Annotated in this window: 12 protein-coding genes; 6 read left to right on the top strand and 6 right to left on the bottom strand. The window is 58.9% G+C overall.

Going from position 1 to position 13796, the window contains the following annotated elements; all coding sequences use genetic code 11:
• Window positions 1–165: 165 nt before the first annotated feature.
• A complete protein-coding gene (rpmE, locus tag LGM20_RS24920; protein ID WP_002882922.1) occupies window positions 166–378 on the top strand; it encodes a 50S ribosomal protein L31 in 213 nt (70 codons plus the stop codon).
• 101 nt (window positions 379–479) lie between these two features.
• On the opposite strand, the gene metJ is transcribed toward rpmE, so the two are convergent.
• Window positions 480–797, bottom strand: a complete 318-nt coding sequence (metJ, locus tag LGM20_RS24915) for a met regulon transcriptional regulator MetJ (RefSeq protein ID WP_002882924.1) — start codon at window positions 795–797, stop codon at window positions 480–482.
• Between the two features lie 267 nt (window positions 798–1064).
• Between metJ and metB the strand changes: the two genes are divergently transcribed.
• Both metB and LGM20_RS24905 read left to right on the top strand, forming a co-directional pair.
• Window positions 1065–2225: a cystathionine gamma-synthase gene (gene metB, locus LGM20_RS24910; protein WP_004203678.1), complete on the top strand. Its 1161-nt coding sequence runs from the start codon at window positions 1065–1067 to the stop codon at window positions 2223–2225.
• A gap of 2 nt (window positions 2226–2227) precedes the next feature.
• Window positions 2228–4660: a bifunctional aspartate kinase/homoserine dehydrogenase II gene (locus LGM20_RS24905; protein WP_044520927.1), complete on the top strand. Its 2433-nt coding sequence runs from the start codon at window positions 2228–2230 to the stop codon at window positions 4658–4660.
• Between the two features lie 38 nt (window positions 4661–4698).
• Here the strand turns inward: LGM20_RS24905 and LGM20_RS24900 are convergent, their stop codons facing one another.
• Entirely contained in the window at window positions 4699–5070 is a 372-nt protein-coding gene (locus LGM20_RS24900) for a carboxymuconolactone decarboxylase family protein (RefSeq protein WP_023291530.1), read from the bottom strand.
• A gap of 91 nt (window positions 5071–5161) precedes the next feature.
• On the opposite strand from LGM20_RS24900, the gene LGM20_RS24895 reads away from it, so the two are divergent.
• Both LGM20_RS24895 and metF read left to right on the top strand, forming a co-directional pair.
• Window positions 5162–6103, top strand: coding sequence for a LysR family transcriptional regulator (locus tag LGM20_RS24895; protein ID WP_044520929.1), 942 nt, complete (start codon window positions 5162–5164; stop codon window positions 6101–6103).
• A 194-nt stretch (window positions 6104–6297) separates the two neighbouring features.
• Window positions 6298–7185 carry a methylenetetrahydrofolate reductase gene (gene metF / locus LGM20_RS24890; protein WP_023291532.1) on the top strand — a complete coding sequence of 296 codons (888 nt, stop codon included), beginning with the start codon at window positions 6298–6300 and terminating at the stop codon, window positions 7183–7185.
• Window positions 7186–7274: 89 nt separating this feature from the next.
• On the opposite strand, the gene gldA is transcribed toward metF, so the two are convergent.
• From gldA to LGM20_RS24875, 3 genes are all read right to left on the bottom strand, one after another.
• On the bottom strand, window positions 7275–8378 hold the full coding sequence (gldA, locus tag LGM20_RS24885; RefSeq protein WP_044520930.1) for a bifunctional L-1,2-propanediol dehydrogenase/glycerol dehydrogenase: 1104 nt from the start codon (window positions 8376–8378) through the stop codon (window positions 7275–7277).
• A 54-nt stretch (window positions 8379–8432) separates the two neighbouring features.
• Entirely contained in the window at window positions 8433–9095 is a 663-nt protein-coding gene (gene fsa, locus LGM20_RS24880; protein ID WP_044520931.1) for a fructose-6-phosphate aldolase, read from the bottom strand.
• A 205-nt stretch (window positions 9096–9300) separates the two neighbouring features.
• Window positions 9301–10242: an AraC family transcriptional regulator gene (locus tag LGM20_RS24875; RefSeq protein ID WP_223825690.1), complete on the bottom strand. Its 942-nt coding sequence runs from the start codon at window positions 10240–10242 to the stop codon at window positions 9301–9303.
• Between the two features lie 69 nt (window positions 10243–10311).
• Here LGM20_RS24875 and zinT point away from each other — a divergent pair, with 69 nt between their 5' ends.
• Window positions 10312–10962: a metal-binding protein ZinT gene (gene zinT, locus LGM20_RS24870; RefSeq protein ID WP_023291535.1), complete on the top strand. Its 651-nt coding sequence runs from the start codon at window positions 10312–10314 to the stop codon at window positions 10960–10962.
• Between the two features lie 47 nt (window positions 10963–11009).
• On the opposite strand, the gene ppc is transcribed toward zinT, so the two are convergent.
• Window positions 11010–13661, bottom strand: coding sequence for a phosphoenolpyruvate carboxylase (gene ppc / locus LGM20_RS24865; protein ID WP_023291536.1), 2652 nt, complete (start codon window positions 13659–13661; stop codon window positions 11010–11012).
• Between the last annotated feature and the right edge of the window lie 135 nt (window positions 13662–13796).

Below are 13796 nucleotides of genomic sequence, written 5' to 3'. Positions count from 1 at the left end.
TGTATGATTCGCCGCCTTTGATGCGCTTTATATCGCATTGAAGATTGACCATTACCGCGTGCTTCACGCTGTCAGCAGCGTAGAGGGCGACGGGAAATTACTAATATCGCGTGGTGTCTGGCGTTAGGGCTGGAAGAGCGACGCGGCCTTAACTGAGGTTCTCCCATGAAAAAAGGTATTCACCCAAATTACGACGAAATTACTGCTACCTGTTCTTGCGGTAATGTCATGAAAATCCGCTCCACCGTAGGTCACGACCTGAACCTCGACGTGTGCGGCAAATGCCACCCGTTCTTCACCGGCAAACAGCGTGATGTTGCTACCGGTGGCCGTGTTGACCGCTTCAACAAGCGCTTCAGCATCCCGGGCAGCAAGTAAGTTGCCAGAAGAAGCCGCCTCAGGGCGGCTTTTTTGTGTCTCTCGCCTGCCTGGGCGGGAAAGAAAAAGGGCGGAAGCTTGCTTCCGCCCTTTTTATCGTCTCAGTATTCCCACGTATCCGGGTCGATACCCAGTTCACGCATAATCGCTTTCGCCGCTTCCGGGATCTCATCGCTGCGCTCTTTACGCAGGTCTTCATCGTTAGGCAACGGTTGTCCGGTAAAGGCATGCAGGAACGCTTCGCACAGCAGTTCGCTGTTGGTCGCGTGACGCAGGTTATTCACCTGACGACGCGTGCGTTCATCGGTGAGGATTTTTAACACCTTCAGAGGAATGGAAACCGTAATTTTCTTTACTTGCTCACTCTTCTTACCGTGCTCAGCGTATGGGCTGATATATTCGCCGCTCCATTCAGCCATGAGATACCTTAATCCTCTGTTTATTAGTGAAGGGCCAGAATATTCCGCCCGGGCTATAATCGCGCGTAGTTTACCGTATGCGCGGGCTTTCTGACATGAGATAAGCCGCCGCCGACGTGCGCTAATGCATATAATTTTAACGGCTATTTGCACTTTGCTCAATCTATACGCAAAGAAGTTTAGATGTCCAGATGTATTGACGTCTATTGTGACAATGTTTACTCTGAAGCCTGACTTTTCACCGATTCAGCCCAGGAACTTCCCAACATGACGCGTAAACAGGCCACCATCGCAGTGCGTAGCGGTTTAAATGACGACGAGCAGTACGGTTGCGTTGTCCCGCCGATCCACCTCTCCAGTACCTATAACTTCACCGACTTTAATGAACCTCGCGCTCACGACTATTCCCGCCGCGGCAACCCGACGCGTGATGTGGTGCAGCGCGCTTTAGCGGAGCTGGAGGGCGGCGCTGGCGCGGTGCTGACCAATACCGGTATGTCGGCGATCCTGCTGGTGACGACGGTGTTCCTTAAGCCTGGCGATCTGCTGGTGGCGCCGCACGACTGCTACGGCGGCAGCTACCGTCTGTTCGATAGCCTGGCGAAGCGCGGCTGCTATCGCGTTCAGTTCGTCGATCAAAACGATGAGCAGGCGCTGCGGGCGGCGCTGGCGGAAAAACCGAAGCTGGTGCTGGTCGAAAGCCCAAGTAATCCATTGCTGCGGGTGGTGGATATTGCGAAAATCTGTGGTCTGGCGCGCGAAGCCGGGGCGATCAGCGTGGTCGATAACACCTTCCTGAGTCCGGCGCTGCAAAACCCGCTGGCGCTGGGCGCCGATCTGGTGTTGCACTCCTGTACTAAATACCTTAATGGTCACTCTGATGTGGTGGCCGGGGTGGTGATTGCCAACGATCCGGCGACTGTCACCGAACTGGCATGGTGGGCGAATAACATTGGCGTCACCGGCAGCGCCTTCGACAGCTATCTGCTGTTGCGCGGGCTGCGGACGCTTTCTCCACGCATGGAAGTGGCGCAACGTAATGCCCTGGCGATCGTCGAGTATCTGAAAACCCAGCCGCTGGTGAAAAAGCTGTATCATCCGTCGCTGCCGGAAAACCAGGGGCATGAAATTGCGGCGCGTCAGCAAAAAGGTTTTGGCGCAATGTTAAGCTTCGAGCTGGACGGTGACGAGCAGACGCTGCGCCGCTTCCTGAGCGGGCTGTCGCTGTTTACACTGGCGGAATCGCTGGGGGGCGTTGAAAGCCTGATTTCCCATGCGGCAACGATGACGCATGCCGGCATGGCGCCTGAAGCGCGTGCCGCCGCCGGAATTTCAGAAACGCTCCTGCGTATTTCGACCGGTATCGAAGATGGTGAAGATTTAATTGCCGACCTGGAAAATGGCTTCCGGGCAGCAAACGAGGAATAAAGATGAGTGTGATTGCGCAGGCAGGGGCGAAGGGTCGTCAGCTGCACAAATTTGGTGGGAGTAGTTTAGCGGATGCGAAATGTTACCTGCGCGTCGCGGGGATCATGAAGGAGTATTCGCAGGCGGGGGACATGATGGTCGTCTCCGCCGCTGGCAGCACCACCAACCAGCTGATCAGCTGGCTTAAGCTTAGCCAGAGCGATCGCCTTGCTGCGCATCAGGTTCAGCAGTCGCTTCGCCGCTATCACACCGAGCTGATTGGCGGTCTGGTGGAGCCTGCGGCGGCGGATACGTTGATCGCCGCCTTTATCCACGACCTTGAGCGTCTGGCTGGTCTGCTGGACGGCGGGGTTTCCGAAGCGGTCTATGCGGAAGTGGTCGGCCATGGGGAAGTGTGGTCCGCGCGCCTGATGGCGGCGGTTCTCAACCAGCTGGGAATGGAAGCCGCCTGGCTGGACGCGCGCGCGTTCCTGCGCGCGGAACGCGCCGCGCAGCCGCAGGTGGATGAAGGATTATCCTATCCACTGCTGCAGCAGCTGATGGCGCAGCATCCTAACAAGCGTCTGGTGGTGACCGGCTTTATCTCCCGCAACCAGGCCGGTGAAACCGTCCTGCTGGGCCGTAACGGGTCTGACTACTCTGCCACCCAGATCGGCGCGCTGGCGGGCGCTTCCCGCGTCACTATCTGGAGCGACGTCGCCGGGGTGTACAGCGCGGATCCGCGCAAGGTGAAAGACGCCTGTCTGCTGCCGCTGCTGCGTCTGGACGAAGCCAGCGAGCTGGCGCGTCTGGCCGCGCCGGTGCTCCATGCCCGCACGCTACAGCCGGTTTCCGCCAGCGATATCGATCTGCAGTTACGCTGCAGCTATACGCCGGAACAGGGTTCCACGCGCATTGAGCGCGTGCTGGCCTCCGGTACTGGCGCCCGGATTGTCACCAGCCATGACGATGTCTGCCTGGTGGAGTTTCAGGTGCCGGCCGGTCACGATTTCAAACTGGCGCATAAAGAGCTGGACGCCCTGCTCAAACGCGCCCAGCTGCGCCCGTTAGCCGTTGGCGTCCATGCAGACCGCAAACTGCTGCAGTTCTGCTATACCTCCGAGGTGGCCGACAGCGCGCTGAAGCTGCTCGATGAGGCAGGTCTGCCGGGCGAGCTGCGTCTGCGTCAGAAGCTGGCGCTGGTGGCGATGGTGGGCGCGGGCGTCACCCGCAACCCACTGCACTGCCACCGTTTCTGGCAGCAGCTGAAAGGGCAGCCGGTGGAGTTCACCTGGCAGTCGGAAGAGGGGATCAGCCTGGTGGCCGTCCTGCGCGCCGGGCCGACGGAAAGCCTGATCCAGGGGCTGCACCAGTCCTTGTTTCGTGCCGAAAAGCGTATCGGCCTGATGCTGTTCGGCAAAGGGAACATCGGTTCCCGCTGGCTGGAGCTGTTCGCCCGTGAACAAACCACGCTCTCGGCGCGCACCGGCTTTGAGTTTGTGCTCGCTGGCGTGGTCGACAGTAAACGCAGTCTGCTGAACTACGACGGGCTGGACGCCAGCCGGGCGCTGGCTTTCTTCAACGATGAAGCGGTGGAGCAAGATGAAGAGTCGCTGTTCCTGTGGATGCGCGCGCACCCGTATGATGATTTAGTGGTGCTGGACGTCACCGCCAGCGAGCGGCTGGCAGACCAGTATCTTGATTTCGCCAGCCATGGCTTCCACGTGATCAGCGCCAACAAGCTGGCGGGGGCCAGCAGCAGCGATAAGTATCGCCAGATCCACGACGCGTTTGAGAAGACAGGGCGCCACTGGCTGTATAACGCCACCGTGGGCGCCGGCTTGCCGGTGAACCATACGGTGCGCGACCTGATCGACAGCGGCGATACCATCCTCGGCCTGAGCGGTATCTTCTCGGGAACGCTCTCCTGGCTGTTCCTGCAGTTTGATGGCACCGTGCCGTTCACCGACCTGGTGGATCAGGCGTGGCAGCAGGGTCTGACCGAGCCGGATCCGCGCGTCGATCTGTCCGGTAAAGATGTGATGCGCAAGCTGGTGATCCTCGCGCGGGAAGCGGGTTACGACATCGAGCCGGATCAGGTGCGCGTGGAATCACTGGTCCCGGCGCACTGTGAAGAGGGTTCGGTCGATCACTTCTTTGAGAATGGCGAAGAGCTGAACGAGCAGATGCTGCAGCGCCTGGAGGCGGCCCGCGAGATGGGGCTGGTGCTCCGCTACGTGGCGCGTTTTGATGCCAACGGCAAAGCACGCGTCGGCGTGGAAGCGGTACGCGAAGAGCACCCGCTGGCGGCGCTGCTGCCGTGCGATAACGTGTTCGCTATCGAAAGCCGCTGGTATCGCGATAATCCGCTGGTGATCCGCGGGCCCGGCGCCGGGCGCGATGTGACCGCCGGGGCGATCCAGTCGGATATTAACCGTCTGGCGCAGCTGCTGTAGTCCCGGGAAAAAGACCAGTCGCGGCCTGGTCTTTTTTGTTAGTGCGCCGCAAAAACTGCTTTAGCGGCAAACAGGCCGTTTAGCGCCGCCGGGAATCCGGCGTAGACCGCCATCTGCATGATCACTTCCGTAATTTCCTCTTGCGTCAGACCGACATTTAATCCCGCGGCAATATGCACTTTCAGCTGCGGCTCGGCGTTACCCAGCGCGGTGAGCGCGGCGATGGTGGCGATTTCCCGGCTACGCAAATCAAGCCCTGGCCGGGCGTAAATATCGCCGAAGGGGAACTCAATCAGATAGCGGGCGAAGTCGGGGGCGATATCCCGCAGGCTGTTGACGACGGCCTCCCCGCCGCTACCGTCCACGCGCTGAAGCATTTCCTGACCGGTGGTATAACGTTCGCTGGACATCGTTTTTTCCTCTCTGTGATGATGCGTTGAGAGGAAGGGTAGGGAAGTTTACCGGACTTGAGTAATACCCTTTTCGTGATACCTTTTCAGTATGACAACTTCGCGATTACATTCTCTTGATATCCGCCTGCTGCGTGCCTTTGCCGTGGTGGCGGAGGAAAATAACATCAGCCGGGCGGCGCAGCGGTTATTTATCTCGCAGCCGCCGCTGAGTCGCCATATGCGCTATCTGGAAGCGCAGCTGGGGGTGACGCTGTTTCAGCGCCATAGCAAAGGCCTGATCCTTACCGACGCGGGCAGAGAGGTGCTGGCGATCATTCGGCCCATGCTGGCGCTCCAGGAACGCACGCTGGCGGCATTGAGTGAGCTCTCCGTTCACTCGCCGCCGTCTCTGCGTCTGGGCGTGACCACCGCCTTCGAACAAGGCATTTTCGCTGCTGTTGAATCTGCGCTGAGCGAACATACCCGCGGGTTGCATATCACCCGCCACGCCTCACCGGCGCTGGCGCAGCAGGTGCGCAAAGGCAAACTCGATGCGGCGCTGGTCGCGCTGCCGCTCAATACTGAAGGGCTGCACCTGCATCCATTGCCGTACCAGGAGCCGCTCATCGCGGCAGTGCCAGCCTCCTGGCCGGAAGCCGTCATACCAGCGTTAACGCTAAGCGCGCTCAATCATCGGCCGCTGTTCTGGTTTAAACGCGAGCGTAACCCCGATTTCTTTGACTACACGCGGCGCATTTTCGACCGGGCTGGCTATACCCCCGCTTATGTGGAAGAGCCTGCCGAACATGATGTGCTGCTGGCGCGAATCGCGCGTGGGGAAGGCATGATCCTCCTGCCGGCGTCCTTTTCCGCGATCCAGCGTCAGGGGGTAGTGTTCTGTCCTGTCGCTGAAGGCGACAGCATGCCGTTAAGCCTTGGGGTGATCTATGCGCCTCACCAGGCAGGAGCCGTGCGGCAATGGCTCTCACTGCTGGATGATCGCCTGACGACTCGCTCGTCTCATGCTGAATATCGTTCTACCCCATGTTGACCGCAGAGCGGGCTCTTTCGGCTGGCAAAGCGCCGGTAGATGAAGTTTTTTCATGTTGGCAGCCTTTTCCTCACTCTTTACGCAGATTTTTCTATTGACGCCCGCGCGCTTTTCCGTCATTTTTACATCTGGACGTCTAAACGTATAGAAGTTCGCAACACAACAGCCATTACATGCGATTGATGAGGTAAGGTATGAGCTTTTTTCACGCCAATCAGCGGGAAGCCCTGAATCAGAGCCTGGCGGAAGTCCAGGGCCAGATTAATGTGTCCTTTGAATTCTTTCCGCCGCGCACCAGTGAAATGGAGCAAACCCTGTGGAAATCCATCGATCGCCTGAGCAGTCTGAAACCGAAGTTTGTCTCGGTGACCTATGGCGCGAACTCCGGCGAGCGCGATCGCACCCACAGCATCATCAAAGGTATTAAAGAGCGAACCGGTCTGGAAGCGGCGCCGCACCTGACCTGTATCGATGCTACTCGCGATGAGCTGCGCACTATCGCCCAGGATTACTGGAACAACGGCATCCGCCATATCGTCGCTCTGCGCGGCGACCTGCCGCCGGGCAGCGGTAAACCGGAGATGTACGCCGCCGATCTGGTCACTCTGCTGAAAGAGGTGGGGGATTTTGATATCTCCGTCGCCGCGTATCCGGAAGTGCATCCGGAAGCGAAAAGCGCGCAGGCGGATTTGCTCAACCTGAAACGCAAAGTCGAGGCAGGTGCCAACCGCGCGATCACCCAGTTCTTCTTCGATGTGGAAAGCTACCTGCGTTTTCGCGATCGCTGCGTCTCGGCGGGCATCGACGTGGAAATTATTCCGGGTATCCTGCCGGTTTCCAACTTTAAACAGGCGAAAAAGTTTGCGGATATGACCAACGTTCGTATCCCGGTGTGGATGTCGAAAATGTTCGAAGGGCTGGATAATGACGCCGAAACCCGCCAGCTGGTGGGGGCGAATATCGCCATGGACATGGTGAAGATCTTAAGTCGGGAAGGGGTAAAAGATTTCCACTTCTACACCCTTAACCGCGCCGAAATGAGCTACGCCATCTGTCATACGCTGGGCGTGCGTCCGGCCTGAGTGCTTGCCGTTTCCGCCGTCAGTGGGCGACGCGTCCGGCTGATAAACATAAAAAAACACCCGGCTGACGCCGGGTGTTTTGCTCTGGATTATTCCCATTCCTGCAGGAAGCGCTGGCCATATTGGTCGGCGACCAGCAGCGCGGCGTAGACCTGGTCGGCGTCGACGCCGCCCGGCATATTGTGGATGGTTTCGCCTTCAGCGCAGGCGGCTTCCGCCACCAGGCGCATTTTGGTCGGGATGTCGCCTTTGATATCCAACTGCGCCAGCGTGATCGGCAGCCCAACGCTGTGGCACAGCGCGGCGACAGTCTCGATCTCTTCCATCGGCGCGTTTTCCAGCACCAACTGCGTCAGGGTGCCGAACGCCACTTTTTCACCGTGATAATAGTGGTGGGCGTCAGGGATGGCCGTCATGCCGTTATGAATCGCGTGGGCTGCCGCCAGTCCACCGCTTTCAAAACCGACGCCGCTCAGATAGGTGTTGGCTTCCACCACCCGCTCCAGCGCCGGAGTGACCACGTGCTGTTCGGCGGCCAGCATCGCTTTTTCACCCTCTTCGAGTAAGGTGTTGTAGCACAGCTCGGCCAGCGCCAGCGCCGCCTGGGTGCATTTCCCGCCCGCCATGGTGGTGGCGCCGCTGCGTGAGCAGGCGCGGGCTTCGAACCAGGTGGCCAGCGCATCGCCAATCCCGGCGGCCAGCAGGCGAGCCGGCGCGCCGGCAACGATCTGCGTATCGACAATGACCATGTTAGGGTTGTGCGGCAGCATCAGATAGCTGTCGAACTCGCCTTCGTCGGTGTAAATCACCGACAGCGCGCTGCACGGCGCATCGGTGGAGGCGATGGTGGGGGCGATCGCCACCGGCACCTTCATAAAATGGGCCAGCGCTTTCGCGGTATCCAGGGTTTTACCACCGCCGATCCCCAGCACGGCGGTGCATTTCGCACTGCCGGCGATATCGCGCAGGCGATTGATTTCATTATGCGAACATTCACCGCCGAACGGCGCGATTTCCGCCGCCAGGCCGGCGTCAGCCAGGCTTTTGCGTAGCATCTCTTCCGCGAATCCCAGCACGAATTTATCGCCAACGACCAGCCAGCGTTCGGCCAGCGGTTTCAGGTAGTCGCCAAGGCGCTTGATGGCGCCTGCGCCCTGGATGTATTTGCCTGGTGATTGAATAATGCGATCCATTTCGATTCCTCCTCGATGACCGTGATGCCGCCCGCAGGCGGCGCGCGGGTCCGGTTACAGGTTCAGCGTGCCAAAGGCGTTATTCCAGTCCTGTTCAAACTTCTCTATGGCTGACTCTACCGCAGGGGTGCCGAGCATTTGTTGCGCTACATCTAGTGGAAGGGTGATTGCTTCGCAGCCAGCCAGCAGGCAATCCAGCGCCTGACGGGGCGTTTTGAAGCTTGCCGCCAGCACTTTGCTTTCGGGCGCATGCATTTCCAGCAGGGATTGCAGTTCCTGCACCATGCGGATGCCGTCCCCGCCCTGAGCGTCGACGCGGTTAACGTAAGGCGCGACGTACTTTGCGCCAGCCAGCGCGGCCAGCAGACCCTGTGAAGCGCTGTAGACGGCGGTGCCAAGGGTCGGGATGCCTTCTTTCTTCAGCATCTTGATAGCGGCGAGGCCTTCGGCGGTGACCGGGATTTTGACCACGATGCCCGGCACGGCGTTGCTCAGGCGTTTGGCTTCTGCCACCATGCCCTGCGCATCGCGGCTCATGGTCTGCGCGAACAGAATCCCTTCCGGACCAACGGCTTTTTGCAGGCGCGGCAGTACATCCCACACCGGGGTTTTACCGGCGGCGATAATGCTCGGGTTGGTGGTCACCCCGGCCAGCGGGTAGATGCGGGCCAGGCGTTCCACTTCGGCGACGTTGGCGGTATCCAGATAGAGTTCCATAGCGTTTTCCTCAATGCTTAATTCGGTGCTGTCGTTGAGGTAAGCATACGGCTTTCGTTCGAAGGATCGCCAGATGACAAATTTGCCAAAAACTGGATAAATGTACGCATCGCGATTAAGGATGATTTAGATCACATTTATCGACGCTGGCTGGGATGGCAGGAAACTATAGCGCGCACAAAAGTCAGGTTTAACACACAAAAATCTAGTTCTTTGCCGCGGACGATTTTTCCGTCAGCTGGCTATGGTACTGGCGGCGGTATTCAGACGGCGAGCGTTCCGTGGTTTTGCGGAACAGGCGGCAGAAGTAGTTGCTGTCGGCGAAGCCGCAGGCGTGGGCGATGTCTTTCACTTTCATATCGTGGCCCTTCAGCAGCATACGGGCCTGTTCGAGACGAATGTGGTTTAGATATTCATTGAAGCCCATTGGCCCACATTTCTGGAACAGATGGGAAAGATAGTTGGCAGAGAGATAGAACGCCTGGGCGACCGATTCCCGGCTCAGCGGCTCCGCGTAATGGACCTCGATGTACTGACGGATTGCCTCGAACAGCGCCTGGCTGCGCGAGGAGGTTTGCGCCTGGCTGCCGAGAAGATCATGGCAGTGGCTGAGCAGGCTGATGACGATGCTGCGGGCGGTTTGCTGCTCCTGCGGCTGCATCCGGATCTCGTTGAGCGCCTGCAGCAGGAAGGAACCGACGCGCGGCCCGCGACGCAGCGCCTGTAGCTTTTCAACAACGGCGATCGTCTTGCCATTCCAGCGCTGCAGCGAGCACTCCAGCTGCTGCTTAGCGAACAGGATGCTTAACAGCAGGCAGGGCGCCTGCCACTGTGGGCAGTTCCAGCTATCGCCAGGAATATAGAGCACGTCATGGGCCTCCAGGAGCGGGGCGTTATCGCCGAGCGCCTGGTCGCGCAGCTGCCCATCGAGGAGGATATTCAGACGGGGAAAATCAACCTGCACCACCGGTTCAGCAGGCGAGCGCGTCTCGCCGGCGAAATAAACCCGTCCGAGGCTGGTCTGCTTTTTTAGCAATGCATCAATAAGTTGATTGATATCGTTGTCCATCATTGTTCCGCCCCGCGCATCACCCTTTTCATCATACCGGACATTATTCCAGCGGTAAAAGCGCCAGCCTGTCGCTATTGCTTCTCAGTTACGATATGTTATATCGTAACAATTTGTCACCATTGATAGCAAACTCAGGAGAGAGTAATGACCAGAAAGATCCCCCTGCTGGCCTTGGGACTCGGCATGGCGCTAGCCAGCGCCCAGGCGTTCGCTCACGGCAATCATAGCCATGGGCCGGCGCTAACCGAAGTGGAGCGTCAGGCCAGCGAAGGCATTTTTGCGGATAAAGATGTGCAGGACCGCGCGCTGAGCGACTGGGAGGGCGTCTGGCAGTCGGTGAACCCGTATCTGCTCAACGGCGATCTCGATCCGGTGCTGGAGCAGAAGGCGAAAAAGCCCGGCGGCAAGAGCGTGGAGGAGTATCGCGCCTATTATAAGAAGGGCTACGCCACCGATGTGGAACAGATTGGCATTGAAGATGACGTGATTGAGTTCCACATTGGCGAGACCGTCAACAGCTGCAAATACCGCTATTCAGGCTACAAAATCCTGCATTACGCCTCCGGTAAGAAGGGCGTACGTTATCTGTTCGAGTGCCAGCAGGGCGATGCCAGCGCGCCAAAATATGTCCAGTTCAGCGACCACATCATTGGCCCGCGTAAATCGCAGCATTTCCATATTTTCATGGGCAATGAATCACAGGAAGCGTTGCTGAAAGAGATGGATAACTGGCCGACCTATTATCCGTATGCGCTGCATAAAGAGCAGATCGTTGATGAGATGCTGCACCACTAGAACGGGTGAAAAATCCCCCGGCCGGGCGGCCGGGGGAAAGACAGCGATTAGCCGGTGTTACGCATACCGGCGGCGACGCCGGCGATGGTGACCATCAGCGCTTGTTCAACGCGCGGATCCGGGTCTTTGCCCTCTTCTTCAGCCTGGCGCGAACGGTGCAGCAGTTCCGCCTGCAGGACGTTCAGCGGGTCGGTATAGATATTACGCAGCTGGATAGACTCGGCGATCCACGGCAGGTCAGCCATCAGATGGGAGTCGTTGGCGATGGCCAGCACGACGTTGATATCGGCAGCCAGCAGCTTGCGCAGCTCGGTACCCAGCGCCCACAGCTCTGGTTTCACCAGGCGCTGATCGTAGTACTCCGCCAGCCACAGGTCAGCCTTCGAGTAAACCATCTCCAGCATGCCGAGACGGGTGGAGAAGAACGGCCAGTCGCGACACATCGCTTCCAGTTCACTCTGTTTTCCGCCTTCAACCACCTTCTGCAGCGCAGCGCCAGCGCCCAGCCAGGCTGGAAGCATCAGGCGGTTCTGGGTCCAGGCGAAGATCCACGGAATGGCGCGTAGCGACTCGACGCCGCCGGTCGGACGACGTTTTGCCGGACGCGAACCCAGCGGCAGTTTGCCCAGCTCCTGCTCCGGAGTGGCGGAGCGGAAGTAAGGCACGAAATCTTTGTTTTCACGCACGTAGCCGCGATACATCTTGCACGACACGTCGGACAGCTCGGCCATGATGTCGCGCCACTGCGGTTTTGGTTCCGGCGGCGGCAGCAGGTTGGCTTCGAGGATCGCGCTGGTATAGAGCGACAGGCTGCTGATGGTGACTTCCGGCAGGCCGTACTTAAAGCGGATCATCTCCCCCTGCTCGGTAACGCGCAGGCCGCCCTTCAGGCTTCCCGGCGGCTGTGAGAGGAGCGCGGCGTGGGCCGGCGCGCCGCCGCGGCCAATGGAGCCGCCGCGACCGTGGAACAGCGTCAGTTCGATCCCGGCTTTCTCACAGGTTTTGATCAACGCGTCCTGCGCCTGGTACTGCGCCCAGGAGGCGGCCATCACGCCCGCGTCTTTCGCGGAATCAGAGTAGCCGATCATGACCATCTGTTTGCCCTGGATAAAGCCGCGGTACCAGTCGATATTCAGCAGCTGGGTCATGACGTCGTTGGCGTTGTTCAGGTCATCCAGCGTTTCGAACAGCGGGGCCACCGGCAGGGCAAAGCCAATCCCGGCCTCCTTCAGCAGCAGATGAACCGCCAGCACGTCGGACGGCGTTTTGGCCATCGAGATCACGTAGGCGGCGATCGATCCGCGCGGCGCCTCGGCGATCACTCTACAGGTGTCGAGAACTTCGCGGGTCTCTTCGCTTGGCTCCCACTGGCGCGGCAGCAGCGGACGTTTGGAATTCAGTTCGCGGATCAGGAAAGCCTGTTTGTCGGCTTCTGACCAGCTTTCGTAATCGCCGATCCCGAGGTAACGGGTCATTTCGCCCAGCGCTTCGGTGTGGCGGGTGCTTTCCTGACGGATATCAATACGCACCAGCGGTACGCCGAAAGACTTCACGCGGCGCAGGGTGTCGAGCAGCTCGCCGTTGGCGATAATGCCCATGCCGCAGGCCTGCAGCGATTTATAACAGGCGTATAGCGGCTCCCACAGCTGCTCGTTCTGAGTGATCAGTCCCGCCGGTTTCGGCAGCTTCTGACCTTTCAGACGCGCTTCCAGCCAGGCCTGGGTTTCCATCAGCTGAGTGCGCAGTTTCTTCATCAGGTAACGGTACGGTTCCTGAGCGCCCTCGGCGCCGGCCAGGGCGCGCAATTCGTCAGTACACTCCACCATCGACAGCTCGGAGATCAGCACCTGCACATCTTTGAGGAACAGATCGGTCGCTTTCCAGCGGCTGAGCAGCAGCACGTGGCGGGTGATATCGGCGGTCACGTTCGGGTTGCCGTCGCGGTCGCCGCCCATCCACGAAGTGAAACGCACCGGGACAAAGTCCACCGGCAGCTGATAGCCGAGGTTGGCTTCCAGCTGTTCGTTCAGCTCGCGCAGGTAGTTAGGCACCCCTTCCCACAGGCTATTTTCCACCACCGCGAAGCCCCATTTGGCTTCATCGACCGGGGAAGGGCGGTGCTTACGAATTTCATCGGTATGCCAGGACTGGGCGATCAGCTGGCGCAGGCGGCGCATCAGCTGGTGGTGCTCGTAGTCCGCGATATCTTTGTTATCCAGCTGCTTGAGGCAGTTGTTCACTTCCACCATTTTATGGATCAGCGTCCGGCGGGTGATCTCGGTCGGGTGGGCGGTTAACACCAGCTCCAGGGACAGAGATTCCACCGCTTTTTTGATGGTGTCTTCGTTGAGATTGGGTTGGTCTTTGAGCTTTCTCAGGGTGCGCGCAATGACTTCCGGATTGCTGGCCGCTTCGCCATTCGGCGAAATGCTGTGGTACTGCTCAGCGGTGTTGGCCAGATTCAGGAACTGGCTGAAGGCACGGGCCACCGGCAGCAGTTCGTCGTTAGACAAATTCTGCAGCGTGGTCAGCAGCTCCTGGCGGTTAGCTTCGTTGCCGGCGCGTGAAGATTTGGACAACTTACGGATAGTTTCGACACGATCAAGAATATTTTCTCCCAATGCATCCTTGATGGTATCGCCCAGCACCTTGCCGAGCATACTGACATTACTACGCAATGCGGAATATTGTTCGTTCATGTTACCCCAGACACCCCATCTCATTTTATTTTGTTATATCCGCTGCGCTGGAACGTGAGCAACGGATAAGCAACCCGTCTTTTATAAAGCCACGTAAATACCCCCACGTCAATTACTGCGAAATCGCTTCAGCAA

It is taken from the genome of Klebsiella quasipneumoniae subsp. quasipneumoniae (genome assembly GCF_020525925.1).
In the GTDB taxonomy this organism is placed as follows: Bacteria; Pseudomonadota; Gammaproteobacteria; order Enterobacterales; family Enterobacteriaceae; genus Klebsiella; species Klebsiella quasipneumoniae.
This window is presented reverse-complemented; position numbering and strand designations above follow the sequence as displayed.

Coding starts and splice junctions, on each gene's coding strand:
- zinT (WP_023291535.1), top strand. CDS start 10,312: ATGACCAGAAAGATCCCCCTGCTGGCCTTGGGACTCGGCATGGCGCTA.
- ppc (WP_023291536.1), bottom strand. CDS start 13,661: ATGAACGAACAATATTCCGCATTGCGTAGTAATGTCAGTATGCTCGGC.
- rpmE (WP_002882922.1), top strand. CDS start 166: ATGAAAAAAGGTATTCACCCAAATTACGACGAAATTACTGCTACCTGT.
- fsa (WP_044520931.1), bottom strand. CDS start 9,095: ATGGAACTCTATCTGGATACCGCCAACGTCGCCGAAGTGGAACGCCTG.
- LGM20_RS24905 (WP_044520927.1), top strand. CDS start 2,228: ATGAGTGTGATTGCGCAGGCAGGGGCGAAGGGTCGTCAGCTGCACAAA.
- metJ (WP_002882924.1), bottom strand. CDS start 797: ATGGCTGAATGGAGCGGCGAATATATCAGCCCATACGCTGAGCACGGT.
- metF (WP_023291532.1), top strand. CDS start 6,298: ATGAGCTTTTTTCACGCCAATCAGCGGGAAGCCCTGAATCAGAGCCTG.
- metB (WP_004203678.1), top strand. CDS start 1,065: ATGACGCGTAAACAGGCCACCATCGCAGTGCGTAGCGGTTTAAATGAC.
- LGM20_RS24900 (WP_023291530.1), bottom strand. CDS start 5,070: ATGTCCAGCGAACGTTATACCACCGGTCAGGAAATGCTTCAGCGCGTG.
- gldA (WP_044520930.1), bottom strand. CDS start 8,378: ATGGATCGCATTATTCAATCACCAGGCAAATACATCCAGGGCGCAGGC.
- LGM20_RS24895 (WP_044520929.1), top strand. CDS start 5,162: ATGACAACTTCGCGATTACATTCTCTTGATATCCGCCTGCTGCGTGCC.